Source organism: Daejeonella sp. H1SJ63 (genome assembly GCF_029360775.1).
In the GTDB taxonomy this organism is placed as follows: Bacteria; Bacteroidota; Bacteroidia; order Sphingobacteriales; family Sphingobacteriaceae; genus Daejeonella.
This window is the reverse complement of sequence record NZ_JARKMZ010000010.1, coordinates 15,696-33,902: the sequence shown is the minus strand read 5'-3', so window position 1 is coordinate 33,902 and position 18,207 is coordinate 15,696. Positions and strand designations below refer to the sequence as shown.

The window sequence follows — 18,207 nt, the reverse complement described above, 5'->3', positions numbered from 1 at the left end:
TAATTCTGTATATTTATTTAAAACAAAATAATATTCTAATTTAAAATAATTACACTCGCTATTGATACTTAAAAGCTAAGACCTTAAATTGAGAAATAAATAAATAAGGAAAACACATCTGCCAAAAAATGAACGGTACCTTGAATTTTATATCTCAAAAACTGACCATTCCGGGAGTCCTTTTCATTATTTACATTCTCAATATCATTCTGCTCATTTCAAAAATAAAGGCGTAAGATTTAAATATATCATGAAATAAAATCCGGCGCCTTCCTTTGAAAGAAAGGCTTTTTTTTTGATACCTAATTTTAATTACAGAAATAATACAAACCGGCAACGGAAAGAAATAAAAGATCAGATGGCACTTAACAAATTCAGTAAAACAGTAACGCAAGACCCAACACAGCCGGCTTCTCAGGCCATGTTATACGGGATCGGTCTGACTACAGAAGATCTGGCAAAAGCACAGGTCGGAATTGTAAGTATGGGCTATGATGGTAATACCTGTAATATGCACCTGAACGAACTCGCTCAGGTAGTAAAAAAAGGTGTCTGGAATAATGACCTCGTAGGCTTAATGTTCCATACCATTGGTATCAGTGATGGTATTACCAATGGTACAGAAGGAATGCGCTATTCTCTGGTATCAAGGGATCTGATCGCCGACTCGATTGAAACTGTTTGTGGCGGACATTATTATGATGGTGTAATCGCCTTGCCGGGATGTGATAAAAACATGCCGGGTGCCATCATGGCCATGGGACGTTTAAACCGCCCTGCCATCATGGTTTACGGAGGAAGTATCCATTCAGGACATTATAAAGGTCAATCACTGAATATTGTTTCGGCTTTTGAAGCTCTTGGTCAGAAACTTGCCGGCAATCTTGCTGAAGAAGACTATCAGGGAATCATCAAGCAGGCTTGTCCGGGTGCTGGTGCTTGTGGTGGTATGTATACCGCTAATACCATGGCTTCGGCCATTGAAGCAATGGGAATGAGCTTACCTTACAGCTCCTCCTACCCTGCTTTGAGTGAGGAAAAGAAGAAGGAATGTCTGGAGGCCGGTAAATATATTCGTATTCTGCTTGAAAAGGATATCAAACCAAGAGATATCATGACCAGAAAGGCATTTCATAATGCCATGGTTACCGTGATGGTACTTGGAGGTTCTACCAATGCGGTATTACACCTGATTGCAATGGCTAAATCAGTAGGTATTGAACTTACTCTGGCAGATTTCCAGAAGATTAGTGATGAAACTTCTGTTATTGCCGACCTTAAACCAAGCGGTAAATACATGATGGAAGATGTTCATGATATTGGTGGTATGCCTTCGGTATTAAAATATCTTTTATCTAAAGGACTTATCCATGGCGATTGTTTAACTGTAACAGGAAAAACTCTTGCAGAGAACGTAGCGGAAGCTGCTGACCTTGATTTCAGTGCTCAGGACGTAATTCTGCCATATGAAAACCCGGTAAAGAAAACAGGACACCTGCAAATGTTATATGGTAACCTGGCCCCTGAGGGTTCGGTTGCAAAGATCAGCGGTAAAGAAGGCGAATCATTCACCGGTCCGGCACGTGTATTTGACGGAGAATTTGAACTGATCCATGGTATCAGCAGTGGAAAGGTTAAAGCCGGAGATGTAGTAGTTATCCGTAATGTAGGTCCGAAAGGTGCCCCGGGTATGCCTGAAATGCTGAAACCTACTTCTGCCATCTTTGGTGCCGGACTGGGTGCTTCGGTAGCTCTGATTACCGACGGACGTTTCTCAGGCGGTACTCACGGATTTGTTGTAGGACATATGACACCTGAAGCATTTGAAGGTGGAAATATCGGACTCGTGAAAGACAATGATATTATCGAGATCAGCGCCGTCAAAAACTCTATCAATGTGATGATCTCTGATGAGGAGATGGCACAAAGGAGAAAAGAGTGGAATCAGCCTGAACCTCCGGTAAAGAACGGCGTATTATTTAAATATTTTAAACAGGTAAAGAACGCAAGCAAAGGCTGCGTTACTGACGAAGAATAATTAATGTTCAGATCATCGATCAGAGCATTCTAACATAAAGAATTTTTATTATGGAAATTGAGCAGCAGGCAATAGGCAACCCAAGCGGGGTAGAGACGATTGAAGTTACAGGATCTGTAGCACTTTTGGAGGCACTTATCGCGGAAGGTACTGAAGTCATTTTCGGATATCCGGGTGGAGCAATCATGCCGATCTACGATGCCTTATACGACTACAAGGATAAGCTTAATCATATTCTGGTAAGACATGAGCAGGGTGGAATTCATGCCGGACAGGGTTTTGCAAGAACTTCAGGTAAAGTAGGAGTTGTATTTGCAACCAGTGGTCCCGGAGCAACTAACCTTGTTACCGGACTTGCCGATGCAATGATCGACAGTACTCCTCTGGTATGTATCACCGGGCAGGTGTTTGCGCACCTTCTGGGAACTGATGCTTTTCAGGAAACCGATGTGATCAATATCACCACACCTGTAACCAAGTGGAACTTCCAGGTTACTGATGCTACCGAAATTCCGGAAGTAATCAGCAAGGCATTTTATATTGCACGCAGCGGAAGACCGGGTCCGGTTTTGATAGATATTACTAAAAATGCTCAGATCCAGAAGTTTGATTACAGCGGTTATATTCCATGTAATCATATTCGCAGCTACCGTCCGAAACCGATTATCCGTAAAGAATATATCAAACAGGCTGCTGAGCTGATTAATCAGGCGAAGAAGCCATTTGTATTATTCGGTCAGGGAGTAATTCTTGGTGAGGCTGAGAAAGAATTCAAGGCTTTTGTTGAGAAAAGCGGTATCCCATCTGCCTGGACCCTGTTGGGTGCAGGAGCTATTCCTACAGACCATCCATTGAACGTAGGAATGCTTGGAATGCATGGTAACTACGGTCCAAATGTGCTGACCAACGAATGTGATGTACTCATCGCAATCGGAATGAGGTTCGACGACAGGGTTACCGGCCGTTTGGATAAATACGCAAAACAGGCTAAAGTTATCCATCTGGATATTGACCCGGCCGAAATTGATAAAAACGTACAGACCACTGTTCCGGTTTGGGGCGATTGTAAAGAAACACTCCCTGCTTTAACTGAATTAATTGAAGAGAAAAAGCATACCGACTGGCTGAATAAGTTCAGGGAGTATACTAAAATGGAAGTTGATGCTGTGATCAAAGCTGAACTTGAGCCTCAGAGCGGAGAGCTTACCATGGGTGAAGTGATCAACAAATTAAATGAATTAACGGGTGGCGATGCTGTAATAGTAACCGATGTTGGTCAGCACCAGATGGTTGCCTGCAGATATTCAAAACTGAATAATACCCGCAGCAACGTAACAAGTGGTGGATTAGGAACAATGGGTTTTGCTTTACCGGCAGCTATCGGTGCAAAATATGGTGCGCCCGACAGACATGTAGTCGCCGTAATTGGCGATGGCGGATTCCAGATGACTCTTCAGGAACTTGGAACAATCATGCAATATGGAGTGGATGTAAAGATTCTTATTCTGAATAATAACTTCCTCGGAATGGTTAGACAATGGCAGGAGCTGTTCAATGATCACCGTTACTCATTTGTAGATATTCAAAGTCCTGATTTTGTGGCATTGGCAGCAGCTTATGGCATCAAAGGAAAGAGCATTTCAAACCGCGGTGATATTAGTTCATCATTAGAGGAAATGCTGAACACCAAAGGTTCATTCCTGCTGGAAGTAATGGTAACCAAAGAAAACAATGTATTCCCAATGGTACCACAGGGTTGCAGTGTAAGTGAGATCAGATTGAAATAATAAACGTTCAGATAGATTATCCGAACCGAAAAAAGATAAAATATGAGCAGTCAGAATAATGCAGAAAAAGTGTCAGGTAAACAGGAGTTTAACATTACTGTTTACACTGAAAATCAGATCGGGCTTCTGAGCAGGATCGCGATCATTTTCACCCGACGCAAAATCAATGTTCACAGCCTCAATACTTCTCCTTCAGAAATTGAGAGTATTCACCGCTTCAATATCGTGGTAAACGAAACTGAAGATGTGGTTAGAAAGCTGTCAAGACAGATTGAAAAGCAGGTAGAAGTACTGAAAGTATATTATAATACCAATGAAGAAGTGATCTGGCAGGAACTTGCGCTTTACAAGGTGCCAACTGATATCATTGCTGAAAAAGCAAGTGTAGAGCGCCTTCTTCGTGAAAACGGTGCAAGAGCGGTGGTGATCCGTAAAGATTATACCGTATTTGAAACTACCGGACATCGTGAAGAAACCGATGCACTGATCAAAATATTACAACCATTCGGACTGATTGAATTTGTTCGCAGTGCAAGAGTTGCAATTATCAAGCACAGTGATGGCTTTAACCGCAAACTGCGTGAATTTGAAAGAGCAGAGCCGGGCGAAGAGACTTCAGAAAATGAATACCTGAACAAGGGTCAGAGAATATTTACCATGTAATCAAAAAAATTAACAGACATTCAACAAACAATAAAAACAAAGTAAAAACAAAACAATATGGCAAAGATCAATTTCGGCGGGGTTATAGAAGAGGTAGTAACCCGCGAAGAATTCCCATTAGACAAGGCTCGTGAAATTTTAAAGGATGAAACCGTAGCAATTATTGGCTATGGTGTTCAGGGCCCGGGACAGGCATTAAACCTGCGCGACAATGGTATCAAAGTAATTATCGGTCAGCGTAAAGACTCAAAAACATGGGATAAGGCTATCGCTGATGGTTGGGTACCGGGAGAAACTCTTTTTGAAATTGAAGAAGCTGCTGAAAAAGGCACAATCATTCAGTATCTGTTATCAGATGCAGGTCAGATTGCTCTTTGGCCTACAATTAAGAAGTACTTAACTCCGGGAAAAGCGCTTTACTTTTCTCACGGATTTGGTATCACTTACAAAGAACAAACAGGAATCATCCCAGCTGCTGATATCGATGTAATCCTGGTTGCTCCAAAAGGATCAGGAACTTCATTACGCCGTTTATTCCTTGCAGGTAAGGGTCTGAACTCTTCATTTGCAGTTCATCAGGATGCTACAGGCAGAGGAAGAGACCGTGCTATCGCTTTAGGTATCGGTGTTGGTTCAGGTTACCTGTTCGAAACTGATTTCCGTAAAGAAGTATTCTCTGACCTTACAGGTGAGCGTGGTACGCTGATGGGTGCTATTGCAGGTATCTTCGAAGCACAGTACAATACTCTTCGCAGAAACGGACACTCTCCTTCTGAAGCATTCAACGAAACTGTTGAAGAATTAACTCAGAGTTTAATGCCATTAGTTGCTGAAAACGGTATGGACTGGATGTATGCAAACTGTTCTACTACTGCTCAGCGTGGTGCATTAGATTGGAAAGGTCGTTTCCGTGATGCTACCCAGCCGGTATTTGATGAGCTTTATGAAAGCGTTGCAACAGGTAAAGAAGCAGAGCGTACTATCAAATTGAACAGCCAGCCTGATTACCGTGTAAAACTGGAGGCAGAACTTAAGACTTTGCATGACAGCGAAATCTGGCAGGCAGGTCAGGCAGTGAGAAGTCTGCGTCCTGAGAATCAGCCTGAGAAGTAGTAAGTAATACGTCGTACGTTATACGTTGTAAGTTAAAAGTAAATCACTATAGTGCAAATACTTAAAACTTAAAACGTATAACGTATAACTCAAAAAGTACAACGTAAAACTCAATGGCACAAACACTGTTTGATAAGATCTGGAATGAACATGTCGTCAGCAGAAATGCCGGGTTCCCTGATACTTTATATATTGATACTCACATTATCAATAAAGTAACGAGTCCTGCAGCTTTTGAAGGCCTGCGTAAAAGACGAATTCCGGTTTTAAGACCAGGGCAAACTATAGTATTGACTGAAAAGGGATTGGAACATATTCCTCTCAGTGATCTTTCACGTTTTCAAATTGACCTGCTTCATAGAAATTGCAGTGATTTTGATCTGGAAAGAATTGAGGAATACCGTACGGGAGAACCTCTTCCGCTCATTGCTTTCCCCGGACAAACAGTAATATGTGATACAAAACATGCCGGTGTATTTGGAGCTCTCGGAGCAATAGCCATTGGCATAAATGATTTTTTGGTTGAGCAGGTGCTTGCCACCCAATGTTTTCTGATCAACAAGCCGAAACGGATGAAAGTTGAAGTTAACGGCAAACTGGCTAAGGGACTTGGAGTAAAAGACATCAATCATTACCTCATATCTGAGATTACAGCAGATGGAGCTAATGCTTATTTTATTGAATACGGAGGTGATACCCTCCTGAACCTGAGTATGGAAGACCGCATCGCTCTTTGCGGGTTAAGCAAAGAGATCGGTGCAGTTGGCGGGCTGATTGCTCCCGATGAAACAACGCTTGAATACATTTTTAAGCAGAATTCCATGTCCTACGGTGAAAACATTGAAGACATCCCTGGTTTTTGGGAAAGTCTGAGATCAGATGAAAGTTCTGTTTATGATGAAGTGCTCGAGTTTGATGCTGAAGATATCAGACCCGGTAATTACGGTATCGGCATTTCAAAACTGATTACTTCCAGATCATCCGAAGAAAGATCAGGGATGATCACATTTGAAGGAGCTGCAATAATAGCTGGTTATAATGATACCGACTATTTACTAAGCCGGCTTGAAGAAATTGAAGAATTTGAGAACAATAAAGCTCTCAACATATATAAAGGGCATCAAAACATCGCCTATTAGAAAGAATCCTGATAAAGCTTTTGCTTTATAAAAAGAAGAAATATGTTACACGATCCAAACCGCATTTATATTTTCGATACCACTCTCAGAGATGGAGAACAGGTCCCGGGCTGTCAATTATCTACCGTAGAAAAAATTGAAATCGGTAAAGCCCTCGAAAAACTTGGAGTTGATATCATCGAAGCCGGTTTCCCGATCTCAAGCCCCGGCGATTTCCAAAGTGTGGTTGAGCTTTCCAAAGCAATTCGTGAACCTGTTATCTGTGCGCTTACCCGTGCCAATAAAGGAGATATTGATTGTGCAGCAGAAGCATTGAAGTCTGCTAAAAGGCCGCGTATCCATACCGGAATCGGAGCCTCGGATAATCATATCAAATATAAATTCAACAGTACCCGCGAAGCTATTCTGGAACGTGCCGTTGAAGCTGTAAAATATGCCAAAAGCTTTGTTGAAGATATTGAGTTTTACGCCGAAGATGCCGGAAGAGCCGACAATGTTTTCCTGGCTAAAATGGTTGAAGCTGTTATTGCTGCAGGTGCTACTGTTGTAAATATTCCGGATACTAACGGCTACTGTCTTCCGGAACAATACGGCGAAAAGATTCTTTTCCTGAAAGAGAATGTAAAAAATATTGATCAGGCAATCATATCTGTTCATTGCCATAATGACCTCGGACTTGCAACAGCGAACAGCATTGCAGGTATTCAGAATGGGGCACGACAGGTAGAATGTACCATCAATGGGATAGGCGAACGTGCCGGGAACACAGCTCTTGAAGAGGTCGTAATGATCCTTAAAACGCATAAAAGTCTTAACTTCACGCATAAGGTAAACAGCAAACATCTTTATGAACTGAGTGGAATGGTCAGCCGTATGATGCGCATGCCTGTTCAGCCTAATAAAGCGATTGTAGGAAAAAATGCATTTGCGCACAGCTCCGGAATTCATCAGGATGGAGTATTGAAACACAGGGAAACCTATGAGATCATTAATCCTGAAGATGTGGGTATTGATCAGTCAGAAATCATCCTGACTGCCAGAAGTGGCAGACATGCTTTGAATCATCATCTTGAACGTTTGGGATATACAATGGACCGTATCGATCTTGATCAGGTTTATGAGCGCTTCCTGACTATGGCTGATGGCAAAAAAGAAATTAAAGATGATGATATCCTGCTGCTTATGGGCGACAGAGCCGAATCGAATTATAAGGATGGACTTTCAATCAAGAGTTTGCAGGTAAGCTGTGGCGATCAGGCAAGCCCTGAAGCCAGCATTAAATTGCATTACAAAGGCACTGACCATGAGGCAAGTTCAAATGGAAACGGCCCGGTTGATGCCACCATTAAAGCAATTGAAAAAATCATCGGAAGAAACTTTAATATCAAGGAATTTAATATTCATTCTATACACAGCGGAAGCGATGATGTGAGCAAAGTGGATATGCTGGTTATGAATGAAGGCAAGAGCTACAAAGGGTACGGATTCAGTACTGATATTGTACGTGCTTCGGCAAATGCCTATTTAGATGCTTTGAATAAGTTTGTTTAAGGGATAGGTTTTAAGTTATACGTTGTACGTTTTAAGTTATACGTTTTAAGTTATACGTTGTACGTTTTAAGTTTTAAGAGATAAGTAAATACTCAGTATTGGATACATTAAAATAATCTGATTACTCAGTACCAGCTACTAAATACTAATAAAAAAAGAGAAAAATGAGCAAAACATTGTTTGACAAAGTGTGGGATTCTCACGTTGTTCGTAAAATCGAAGGCGGACCGGATGTATTATTCATCGACCGTCACATGGTACACGAAGTGACAAGCCCGGTAGCCTTTTTAGGCTTAAAGAGCAGAGGATTAAGAGTTTTATATCCTGAGCGTACATTCGCTACAGCAGATCATAATACCCCGACAATTAATCAACACTTACCTGTTGCTGATCCGCTTTCTGCCAATCAGCTGAAAGCTCTTGAATCCAATTCAAAAGAGTATGGTATCAGCTACTGGGGCTTAGGTCACCAGAAGAATGGTATTGTGCACGTAGTAGGTCCTGAGTATGGTATCACACAGCCGGGTGCAACAATTGTATGTGGCGACTCTCATACTTCAACCCACGGTGCGTTTGGAGCAATTGCCTTTGGTATCGGTACTTCTGAAGTTGAAATGGTTCTCACTACCCAGTGTATCATGCAGCCAAAGCCGAAGAAGATGAGAATTAACATCAATGGCAAATTAAGTAAAGGAGTAACGCCTAAGGATGTTGCATTGTTCATTATTTCGCAGTTAAGCACTTCTGGTGCTACAGGATATTTTGTGGAATATGCCGGCGAAGTATTTGAGAACATGACTATGGAAGGCCGTATGACCGTTTGTAACCTGAGTATCGAAATGGGTGCAAGAGGTGGTATGATCGCTCCTGATGAAACAACCATCAACTATGTTAAAGGACGTGAATTCAGTCCGAAAGGCGAAGCCTGGGATAGAGCTCTGGCCTATTACAAGAGCTTAAAAACAGATTCTGATGCAGTATTTGATAAGGAATATACTTTTGATGGTTCTACCATAGAGCCTATGATCACTTACGGAACCAATCCGGGTATGGGTATGGGTATCACCCACTCTATTCCGAATGCGGAAGAGGTTGAAGGTGGAGCTGCAACTTATGCAAAATCATTAAACTACATGGGTTTCCATGAAGGTGAAGCGATGATGGGCAAAAAAGTGGATTATGTATTCATCGGTAGCTGTACCAATGGAAGGATTGAAGACTTCAGAGCTTTTGCTTCTATTGTTAAAGGCAGAAAGAAAGCAGATCATATTACTGCATGGCTGGTACCGGGATCACATATCGTTGAGAAGCAGATTCAGGATGAAGGATTACTGGATATCTTCACAGAAGCAGGATTTACTCTTCGTCAACCTGGATGTTCAGCATGTCTGGCAATGAACGACGATAAGATTCCTGCAGGAAAATATGCGGTTAGTACTTCTAACAGAAACTTCGAAGGACGTCAGGGCCCGGGTTCAAGAACCATGCTTGCCAGTCCGCTGGTTGCAGCTGCCGCTGCAGTAACCGGAGTTGTAACTGATCCAAGAACACTTTTATAATAACAAGCGATATTTCGCATAAAGACATAAAAATGGCATACGATAAATTCAATATATTAAAAAGTACAGCGGTTCCATTGCCAATTGAAAATGTGGATACCGACCAGATCATCCCTGCCCGTTTCTTAAAAGCAACAGAGCGCGTTGGATTTGGAGATAACCTGTTCCGCGACTGGAGATTTAATTCTGATAATACTCCAAAGGCCGAATTCGTACTGAATAACCCGCTTTACAGTGGCAAAATACTTGTTGGTGGTAAGAACTTTGGTTCGGGATCATCCAGAGAGCATGCTGCATGGGCTATTTATGATTACGGATTCAGATGCGTAGTTTCAAGTTTCTTCGCAGATATTTTCAAGAATAACTGCCTGAACATTGGCGTATTACCTGTACAGGTTAGCCCTGAATTTGCAGAAAAGATTTTCCGTGCTATCGAAAAAGATCCGAAAACAGAAATTGAAATAAACCTTCCTGAGCAGACTATCACGATTCCTGCAAGCGGAGATAAAGAATCATTTGATATCTCTTCATACAAGAAAGACAATATGATTAATGGTTTCGATGATATCGATTATCTGGTCAATATGAAACCTGAAATACAGGAATTTGCATCTAATCTTCCTTTATAAGGAACCATCTCCATGGAAAAAAGGAAAATAGAAATAATGGATACTACACTCCGGGATGGTGAACAGACCTCCGGAGTTTCATTTTCCATGTCGGAGAAGCTGACAATCACTCAGCTCCTTTTGGAAGAATTACGGGTTGACCGCGTTGAAATAGCATCTGCAAGAGTATCCGAAGGAGAATTTGCATCAGTAAAAGCTGTTATGGACTGGGCCGGTATCCATGGCTATACCGATAAGATTGAAGTTCTCTCCTTTGTTGATCAGGGAGTTTCTATTGAATGGATGGCAAAAGCCGGTGTTAAGGTTCAGAATTTACTGACCAAAGGCTCAATGAACCATCTTACTCATCAGCTCAAAAAAACACCTGAACAGCATTTTTCAGAAATTCAGGCTGTTATCAAATTAGCTGCAGAGCATGGTATTGCCAGTAATGTCTACCTTGAGGACTGGAGTAATGGAATGCGTAATTCGCCGGAATACGTTTATCAGTATCTGGATTTTCTTTCCACCCAACCGGTTAAAAGGATATTATTACCGGATACTTTGGGGGTCTTAACTCCAACTGAAACGTTCAAATACATTTCAGATATTAAAGTCCGTTACCCAAAGATTCATTTTGATTTCCATGCTCATAACGATTATGACCTGGCTAATGCCAACATTCTTGAAGCACTGAAAGCCGGTGCTGATGGTCTGCATTTAACCGTTAACGGAATGGGCGAACGTGCTGGTAATGCATCTATTGCCAGCGCAGTTGCAGCAATCAATGATTTCCTTCCGGAAGTAGAAATTAATGTAAATGAGGAAGCAATTTATACAGTAAGTAAACTGGTTGAAACTTTCTCAGGTATTCGAATTCCTTCCAACAAGCCAATTGTTGGTGAAAATGTATTTACACAAACTGCCGGTATCCATGCCGACGGAGATAATAAAAACAATCTTTATTTCAACGATCTTCTGCCTGAACGTTTCGGAAGAACACGAACCTATGCCTTAGGCAAGACATCAGGGAAAGCGAATATTGAAAAGAACCTTCAGGAACTCGGACTGAAACTAAGTGATGAGGATCTGAAAAAAGTAACCCAGCGGGTTATCGAACTGGGCGATATGAAGGAAACCGTAACGAAGGAAGACCTGCCATATATCATTTCTGACGTATTGAACAGCCCTACTGCTTCTGATAAGGTGATTGTTGAATCTTATGTCTTAACCCATTCAAAAGGATTAAGACCTTCGGCTACTATTTGCGTTCGTATAGAAGGAGAGCGGTTTGAAGAAAATGCACAGGGCGATGGTCAGTTCGATGCTTTTATGAAAGCCTTAGGGAAAGTGTATGCAAAGAAAAAAGCAGACCTTCCAAAACTGATCGATTATGCTGTGCGCATAGCCCCCGGCAGTAATTCGGATGCATTATGTGAAACGATTATCACCTGGGAAACGAATTCCAAAAAATTCATTACCCGTGGTCTTGATTCAGACCAGACAGTATGTGCAATTAAAGCAACACAGAAAATGCTTAATATTATTTAGTTGGTTAGTGGTTAGGAATTAGTGATTAGTTGGTTAGCAATATAATTAACGTACTGGTAAATAACTCTTAGAACGTATAACTTAAAACGTAAAACATAAAACGTATAATTCAAAAAAAATGAAATTAAATATCGCCCTTTTAGCCGGAGATGGAATTGGACCTGAAGTAATTGATCAGGCAGTTAAGGTATGTAATGCAGTAGCCAAAAAATTTGATCATGAGATCAGCTGGACTTCAGCAATTACCGGTGCATGTGCAATTGATGCTGTTGGTGAACCTTACCCTGATGCAACTCATGAAATTTGTATGGCTGCTGATGCCATCTTATTTGGAGCAATTGGTGATCCTAAATACGATAATGATCCAAAGGCACCGGTTCGTCCGGAGCAGGGCTTATTATTAATGCGTAAGAAACTGGGCTTATTTGCCAATGTTCGTCCAACTTTTACTTTCCCTTCACTGATTGATAAATCTCCATTAAAAAGAGAACGTATCGAAGGTACAGATCTGATCATTCTTCGTGAGCTGACCGGTGGTATTTACTTCGGTGAACGCGGCAGAAAAGACAATGGCAATACAGCTTTTGATACCTGTACTTATACCCGCGAAGAAATCGTTCGTCTGGCAAAGCTTGGATTTGAAATGGCTATGAAGAGATCCAAAAGATTATGCTGCGTAGACAAGGCAAACGTACTGGAAAGTTCGCGCCTTTGGAGAGAAACTGTTCAGGATATGGAAAAGGATTATCCTGAGGTTACTGTTTCTTACGAATTTGTGGATGCCGTAGCCATGCGTTTGGTACAATGGCCAAGTTCATATGATGTAATGATCACTGAAAACCTGTTTGGCGATATTTTAACCGATGAGGCTTCAGTAATTTCCGGATCAATGGGATTAATGCCTTCAGCATCGATCGGCCTTCACACCTCTTTATTTGAGCCTATACATGGTTCTTATCCGCAGGCTGCCGGTAAGGATATTGCCAACCCGCTAGCAACAGTATTATCTGCAGCAATGATGTTCGAAGATGCATTCGGACTGAAGGAAGAAGCTGAACTGATCAGAGAAGTTGTAAACAAATCGCTTGCAGAGGGAATCGTAACAGAAGACCTTGCAGGAGAAAGCAAAGCTTACAAAACCAGTGAAGTTGGAGACTGGCTGGCAAAAAATATCTGATCAGAAGTCTTAAAATTTAATAATTAAAGGATTGTGATATTCTATCATAATCCTTTTTTATTACCCTTCAATTGAACAAAATCAATCAAATTCGAGGTAACGATTGATTACTACCTGAACCTTCTGCCCTTTATTATAGATACCCGGTTTGGAATTTATTGCAACTATCCGGATCCCATCTCTTTCAAGAAGCAGCTCTTCATAAAAGCCCCTGAAAAAAATATCCTTTACATAATATGATTTGCTGCTCCAGCTGCTCTTAAGTTGCACCCATTCGGGATAAATCAATACAAATTCCTTCTTTGATCTAATTCCCATCAGCTTTGCCTCATCTGATGGCAGAAAAAAAGCATTTCCAAGTAACCTTGCCGAATAGATATGTGAGGGATTTGAATAAATATCTTCAGGTCTGCCAGATTCTATCAGTTTCCCCTCTTTCAGAATAAGCATTCTGTCGGCAAGGGTCAAACCATCCACAGGATCATGAGAGACCATGATGACAGTAATTCCAAGCTCTTCAGATAAGTTTTTGATATCAGTACGGAATTGTGCTTTTAATACTGCATCCAGCTGACTGAAGGGCTCATCAAGCAGTAAAACTTCGGGTTCGGTAATTATGGCTCTTGCCAAGGCAACACGCTGCTGCTCTCCGCCACTAAGTTCAACCGTCCTTTTATTTGCAAGATGACTGATACCAAGCAAATCCATTATTCTTGAAGTAAGTTCCTCCTTTCTTTTGATATCTTCATTGGAAAGCATGGAGGCAATATTTTCGTATACCTTTGCATATACATTCAGGTTAAAATCCTGACTGAGCATTTTCATCGAATCATGTCCGGGGATTAATTTCTCATCCGGCCCCATCACCTTAGTTTCTTTAAAATATACTTCACCAGAGTCCGGACTGAGCAATCCAAAGATCAGTTTCAAAAGTGTACTTTTCCCACTGCCACTTTCTCCTACAACCGCAATAAAATCACCCTTATTAATACTTAAACTAATTGCACTGACACCTGAATCTGAGCCTTCAGTATAGTGTTTACTAACATTACGCAGGGAAATAAGAGGAATAGACATGGAACCAAATATAGCAAAAAACCCCGCCTGTTGGTCTCCAACAAGCAGGGTTTCCTGAATTTCAATCTCATTAGAAACCGAACATTAATCCGAATGAAAGGTTCTTAAAATCTACTGGCCCCTGTCCGTCGGCAAATACATCATTAGCATAATATTTTACATAAACTCCGGTACCGCCATAGCCTAATCGGGCAAAAGCACCATACCGGAAAGGGTTCAGATTATAATCATCTTTGAATTTATCCTTCCCGTTCTCAGAACTTACCTGCTTCACTTTCCCGTTTAACAGAAATCCAATTTCAGGACCGAAAACAAAATTCAGCTTATCTCCATTTTTATCCTGCTTGGTACGAAGCTGGACAGACAAGGGGATGCGCAAATACTGACTGGAAAACCGGTTTTTCTTATAATCAACCGCATCACTTGTATAAGATAATGTTGGTTTTTCCTGCTGAATAGTGATATTATTCTTTAGTCTCATATGGTTCCAGTCGAGACCTGCACCGGCATAAATCTTAAAATAGCTGCTGAATCTGTATCCGATCTGAAAGAATTCGAATCCAAAATTGCTGCTTTTCCAGGTCTCACGCTCCAGATAAGAGTTAGCCGGCGACAAGGTAAAACTTCCATTATCTGTATAGGTACTCAATCCAATATCAAAGCGGGCAGCAATAAACTGAGAAGAGAACTTACCTTTTGATTTATGCTCATCTTCTGAGCTATCATCCTCTTTATGCTGATCACCCAATTTAATGGTAATGCTCTTTTGGTCCTTCTCAGTGGTATCTCTGGTTACTACCAGCACTGTATCCTTTTTGTTTTGGGCAAAACTCTCTGCAGCAAAAGCTGATAAAAGAGCAAAAACTACTATCCGTTTCATTTTCTTAAGTTTATTTTCTGCTTCTATATTTTACTAATCCTAAATTGAGTCCGGCAAGTTCTGAGCCTTCATCTCCATCCTTAAACTCGATGATCTTATCTTCCCGGCGATCGACCTTTGCAATCACAAAGTTCACCAGACTACCAATACTTTTAATCTTTCGCTGACCTGTAGTAAGCGCATCTTCTGCTTGGATATTTTCAGTAAGGTCTGATTTGGTAATTGACTTAGCATAAACAACTTCATCAGTAACTTTATCAAAAGAATCGGGCTGAGAAATAACAAGCTTCTGCTTTGACTCCTGAATAACAGGTACTTTATCTTTATTAGCAGCGATTACAATCACGTCCTTCTCAATTTGCGGTTTTACAATTTCCTGAACTTTGACCTGTGCCACTGGCTCTGCAGCTTTCTTTTCAGAAGCTTCAATCTTTGGTACAGCGGCTATTTCATTTAAGTCATCCTTATTCAGTGGCTTACTTAAGACTTCCTCAAGCGGTTCAGAAATCGCAGGAGCCGGTATATTTTCTTCTTTAACCTGTGCAACTCCCTGTAGTTTAATAACTTCTACCGGTCTGAACAGCCATAGTCCGGCAGAAAGTACAACAATGATACCGGCAGCAGCCATCCAGAATGATGAGAAAGATTTTTTATCATTCTTCTGATTACCCAACTGGTCTGATATTTTACCCCAGACTGTATCGGCAGGCTCTACCCCGAGCTCATCAAAACGCTGACGGAATAATCTATCCAGTTCTTTATCCGATATTGGATGCATAATTTAAACCCTCCATTTTTAATATTTTTTCTTTCAATATTGATCTTGCTCTTGACAACTGCGATTTTGATGCTCCTTCCGTTATACCCAATGCTTCAGCGATCTCTTTATGCGAATATCCCTCAATCACATACATGTTAAATACCAGACGATAGCCATTTGATAATTCCTGCACAAGTTTCAACAGATCCTTTAATTCGAGTCCGCTCATATCAAAAGTACTTTGCGGCTGATCATAGACCTCATCAATATCAACCACATTCAAACTTCTCAGATTCTTCCTGTAAGTTTCAATCGCTGTATTTACCATGATTCTCCTGATCCATCCCTCAAAAGAGCCCTCCCCCCTGAATTCAGATACCTTTTGAAACACTTTAACAAAGCCCATCTGCAAAACATCTTCAGCCTCGTATGAATCTTTAGCATAGCGCATACAAACTCCCATCATGCGCGAAGCGAGAGCCCTGTACAGACTTTCCTGTGCTTTCCGCTCACCCCTTTTGCACCCTTCGAGCAAAGAGTCAATGGTATTTCTATGATCCAAATCCATATGCTTTAAAGGTAAGATGTTTAAAGGGGTAAATTAGTTGCATCAGGATTAAAAAAAATTTTAAAACCTTCTGACACATTTAAAATAATTCTTTATAAATTAAAGAAAATCAGACATTTAAATTAATTTGAAAATCTCATACAACATGAATCTGATCGCAAAAATCCTAATTGCTGTTGTAGCGATAGAACATATTTACATTCTCTGGCTTGAAATGTTTGCTTGGACAAGTGCGGGTCGCAAAACTTTCAAATCCATGCCTGCAGACATGTTTGAAAAGACAAAATCCATGGCAGGGAATCAGGGGCTTTATAATGGATTTCTTGCGGCCGGATTAATCTGGTCGTTAATCATCGGAGACCCGGTATGGTCGCAAAATATTGCTGCATTCTTTCTGGGCTGTGTTACGGTTGCAGGAATTTATGCTGCTGTTTCTGTACAGCAATCAATATTCTATATTCAGGGATTACCGGCTGTGCTGGCTCTGGCAGCTATTTATCTGCTTTAGTTTTCAGCAGTTTGAATGAATGTCTGTAAACCAGATAAGATGAATTTGAAAATTCGATCTTTCTTGATCCGGCCGGACGTCCCAAATCAATGAATGGTTCCAGACGGAAATCCATATACAGATTAGGCAGAAGTTGCTTCTGGAATGAGTATCGTAGCATGATCAGCTTTCGTTTATCCTCAGTATATCCTGCATTACTGATATGCTGTGAAACACTTTGATATAAAGGCATCCCGTTTGAAGAAATAAATGTCTTTCCGTTCCAGTAAGTCCCCATTAATGAGCCATACTTCGTATCAGCACCGGCATTCAGGTAAAGGCCATAGCCTGCAGTATAAGGATGCACATAAGTAAATGAAAAATCATTGAAGGTGATCAGATAGTTCTCTGTTCTGAAAGAGTTTACAAAACCTGAAGTAGCAGCTTTCAGCTTAAAGCCAATTGCAGAATTAACAAGAGTTTGCAAGGGCTCTGAAGTCACATCAATCTGTCCACCCTGATGAAAAACCGTAAGCTGCAGAGGAAGGCTCAGACTAAGTTTTTCATTTCTGATCAGTTTCAGATCAGCTGAAAGTCCGCCAAGAATCTGCTCCTGCACCGGAGAAGGTTTATAAATCATTTTTTTCCAGTTGATAAAAGCATCCAGAAAAAGCGACTTATTATTAATAATGAATTGAGTACCGTATTCAACAGGATCGGTTATTGTCTTTTCAAAATCAAAGATCGGCTCAAGCATTCTGTGATTCACATTTCCTTCAAGCACTCCATTGATTAAAGTTGTATTTCCGTGTTGGTATTTGACACTAAAAAGTGGAAGAGTCCGGTAAATTCCACGTCCCCCAAAATCCTTTCTCATATGAACACCCGCTGTAATTGCCAGTCGGGGATGTGCATAATATACCAGTTGAGGCTCTAACTGCGCTCCGAATAAGGTATAACCATCCTGAATTTTATTAAAGTATTCAAGATTACGCAGGAAATTAAAATTGTTAATGTTCAGATGAAGCTCTCCTGTTTTCAGACTATCCGGACGGATTCGATACTCCAGGCTGTCCAAATTGATTTGAGCCTTTGATGAGTAAACAATTCCGCCCAGCAATAACAATAATAAGAACTTCTTCATGGATTAGTGAAAAGGAAATTAAGCACGGCAAATATCATACAATTACTTTCAACAGTGCGAAATTTCTTTCGAGGAATTTTTAGAAACTACCTGAAAATCGCAGGC

Annotated in this window: 16 protein-coding genes; 11 read left to right on the top strand and 5 right to left on the bottom strand. The window is 40.9% G+C overall.

Going from position 1 to position 18,207, the window contains the following annotated elements; all coding sequences use genetic code 11:
* The first annotated feature begins 358 nt into the window (after positions 1–358).
* The 10 genes from ilvD (at position 359) to leuB (ending at position 13,186) form a co-directional block, all read left to right on the top strand.
* Positions 359–2,038, top strand: coding sequence for a dihydroxy-acid dehydratase (gene ilvD / locus P2W72_RS04345; RefSeq protein WP_276359682.1), 1,680 nt, complete (start codon positions 359–361; stop codon positions 2,036–2,038).
* Between the two features lie 50 nt (positions 2,039–2,088).
* The gene (ilvB, locus tag P2W72_RS04340; protein WP_276359681.1) at positions 2,089–3,825 is read left to right on the top strand and encodes a biosynthetic-type acetolactate synthase large subunit; all 1,737 of its coding nucleotides are present in this window, start codon (positions 2,089–2,091) and stop codon (positions 3,823–3,825) included.
* A gap of 42 nt (positions 3,826–3,867) precedes the next feature.
* Complete coding sequence (ilvN, locus tag P2W72_RS04335) at positions 3,868–4,488, top strand: acetolactate synthase small subunit (protein WP_276359680.1); 621 nt, start codon at positions 3,868–3,870, stop codon at positions 4,486–4,488.
* A gap of 57 nt (positions 4,489–4,545) precedes the next feature.
* Positions 4,546–5,601 (top strand): ketol-acid reductoisomerase, encoded by a 1,056-nt coding sequence (gene ilvC, locus P2W72_RS04330; RefSeq protein WP_276359679.1) that lies wholly within the window; start codon positions 4,546–4,548, stop codon positions 5,599–5,601.
* Between the two features lie 113 nt (positions 5,602–5,714).
* Complete coding sequence (locus tag P2W72_RS04325) at positions 5,715–6,740, top strand: aconitase family protein (protein WP_276359678.1); 1,026 nt, start codon at positions 5,715–5,717, stop codon at positions 6,738–6,740.
* Positions 6,741–6,782: 42 nt separating this feature from the next.
* A complete protein-coding gene (locus P2W72_RS04320) occupies positions 6,783–8,291 on the top strand; it encodes a 2-isopropylmalate synthase (RefSeq protein ID WP_276359677.1) in 1,509 nt (502 codons plus the stop codon).
* 164 nt (positions 8,292–8,455) lie between these two features.
* Complete coding sequence (leuC, locus tag P2W72_RS04315; RefSeq protein WP_276359676.1) at positions 8,456–9,850, top strand: 3-isopropylmalate dehydratase large subunit; 1,395 nt, start codon at positions 8,456–8,458, stop codon at positions 9,848–9,850.
* 32 nt (positions 9,851–9,882) lie between these two features.
* Positions 9,883–10,479: a 3-isopropylmalate dehydratase small subunit gene (gene leuD / locus P2W72_RS04310; RefSeq protein WP_276359675.1), complete on the top strand. Its 597-nt coding sequence runs from the start codon at positions 9,883–9,885 to the stop codon at positions 10,477–10,479.
* A 12-nt stretch (positions 10,480–10,491) separates the two neighbouring features.
* Positions 10,492–12,009, top strand: a complete 1,518-nt coding sequence (locus P2W72_RS04305; protein ID WP_276359674.1) for an alpha-isopropylmalate synthase regulatory domain-containing protein — start codon at positions 10,492–10,494, stop codon at positions 12,007–12,009.
* 118 nt (positions 12,010–12,127) lie between these two features.
* Positions 12,128–13,186 carry a 3-isopropylmalate dehydrogenase gene (gene leuB, locus P2W72_RS04300; protein ID WP_276359673.1) on the top strand — a complete coding sequence of 353 codons (1,059 nt, stop codon included), beginning with the start codon at positions 12,128–12,130 and terminating at the stop codon, positions 13,184–13,186.
* 81 nt (positions 13,187–13,267) lie between these two features.
* Here leuB and P2W72_RS04295 read toward each other — a convergent pair whose 3' ends face one another.
* The 4 genes from P2W72_RS04295 to P2W72_RS04280 all read right to left on the bottom strand — a co-directional run bounded on the left by P2W72_RS04295 (position 13,268) and on the right by P2W72_RS04280 (position 16,471).
* Entirely contained in the window at positions 13,268–14,263 is a 996-nt protein-coding gene (locus P2W72_RS04295) for an ABC transporter ATP-binding protein (protein ID WP_276359672.1), read from the bottom strand.
* Positions 14,264–14,333: 70 nt separating this feature from the next.
* Positions 14,334–15,143, bottom strand: a complete 810-nt coding sequence (locus P2W72_RS04290) for an outer membrane beta-barrel protein (protein WP_276359671.1) — start codon at positions 15,141–15,143, stop codon at positions 14,334–14,336.
* A 10-nt stretch (positions 15,144–15,153) separates the two neighbouring features.
* Positions 15,154–15,921: a hypothetical protein gene (locus P2W72_RS04285; RefSeq protein WP_276359670.1), complete on the bottom strand. Its 768-nt coding sequence runs from the start codon at positions 15,919–15,921 to the stop codon at positions 15,154–15,156.
* A complete protein-coding gene (locus tag P2W72_RS04280; protein WP_276359669.1) occupies positions 15,902–16,471 on the bottom strand; it encodes an RNA polymerase sigma factor in 570 nt (189 codons plus the stop codon). Before P2W72_RS04280 ends, P2W72_RS04285 begins: the two co-directional genes overlap by 20 nt.
* Before the next feature lie 145 nt (positions 16,472–16,616).
* Between P2W72_RS04280 and P2W72_RS04275 the strand changes: the two genes are divergently transcribed.
* Positions 16,617–16,979 (top strand): DUF1304 domain-containing protein, encoded by a 363-nt coding sequence (locus P2W72_RS04275; RefSeq protein WP_276359668.1) that lies wholly within the window; start codon positions 16,617–16,619, stop codon positions 16,977–16,979.
* On the opposite strand, the gene P2W72_RS04270 is transcribed toward P2W72_RS04275, so the two are convergent.
* Positions 16,963–18,102 (bottom strand): hypothetical protein, encoded by a 1,140-nt coding sequence (locus P2W72_RS04270; protein WP_276359667.1) that lies wholly within the window; start codon positions 18,100–18,102, stop codon positions 16,963–16,965. The two genes, P2W72_RS04275 and P2W72_RS04270, sit on opposite strands and share 17 nt — an antisense overlap.
* Positions 18,103–18,207: the final 105 nt, after the last annotated feature.

Coding starts and splice junctions, on each gene's coding strand:
- leuD (WP_276359675.1), top strand. CDS start 9,883: ATGGCATACGATAAATTCAATATATTAAAAAGTACAGCGGTTCCATTG.
- leuB (WP_276359673.1), top strand. CDS start 12,128: ATGAAATTAAATATCGCCCTTTTAGCCGGAGATGGAATTGGACCTGAA.
- P2W72_RS04285 (WP_276359670.1), bottom strand. CDS start 15,921: ATGCATCCAATATCGGATAAAGAACTGGATAGATTATTCCGTCAGCGT.
- ilvN (WP_276359680.1), top strand. CDS start 3,868: ATGAGCAGTCAGAATAATGCAGAAAAAGTGTCAGGTAAACAGGAGTTT.
- P2W72_RS04290 (WP_276359671.1), bottom strand. CDS start 15,143: ATGAAACGGATAGTAGTTTTTGCTCTTTTATCAGCTTTTGCTGCAGAG.
- P2W72_RS04270 (WP_276359667.1), bottom strand. CDS start 18,102: ATGAAGAAGTTCTTATTATTGTTATTGCTGGGCGGAATTGTTTACTCA.
- P2W72_RS04275 (WP_276359668.1), top strand. CDS start 16,617: ATGAATCTGATCGCAAAAATCCTAATTGCTGTTGTAGCGATAGAACAT.
- P2W72_RS04325 (WP_276359678.1), top strand. CDS start 5,715: ATGGCACAAACACTGTTTGATAAGATCTGGAATGAACATGTCGTCAGC.
- P2W72_RS04295 (WP_276359672.1), bottom strand. CDS start 14,263: ATGTCTATTCCTCTTATTTCCCTGCGTAATGTTAGTAAACACTATACT.
- P2W72_RS04280 (WP_276359669.1), bottom strand. CDS start 16,471: ATGGATTTGGATCATAGAAATACCATTGACTCTTTGCTCGAAGGGTGC.
- ilvB (WP_276359681.1), top strand. CDS start 2,089: ATGGAAATTGAGCAGCAGGCAATAGGCAACCCAAGCGGGGTAGAGACG.
- ilvC (WP_276359679.1), top strand. CDS start 4,546: ATGGCAAAGATCAATTTCGGCGGGGTTATAGAAGAGGTAGTAACCCGC.
- leuC (WP_276359676.1), top strand. CDS start 8,456: ATGAGCAAAACATTGTTTGACAAAGTGTGGGATTCTCACGTTGTTCGT.
- P2W72_RS04305 (WP_276359674.1), top strand. CDS start 10,492: ATGGAAAAAAGGAAAATAGAAATAATGGATACTACACTCCGGGATGGT.
- ilvD (WP_276359682.1), top strand. CDS start 359: ATGGCACTTAACAAATTCAGTAAAACAGTAACGCAAGACCCAACACAG.
- P2W72_RS04320 (WP_276359677.1), top strand. CDS start 6,783: ATGTTACACGATCCAAACCGCATTTATATTTTCGATACCACTCTCAGA.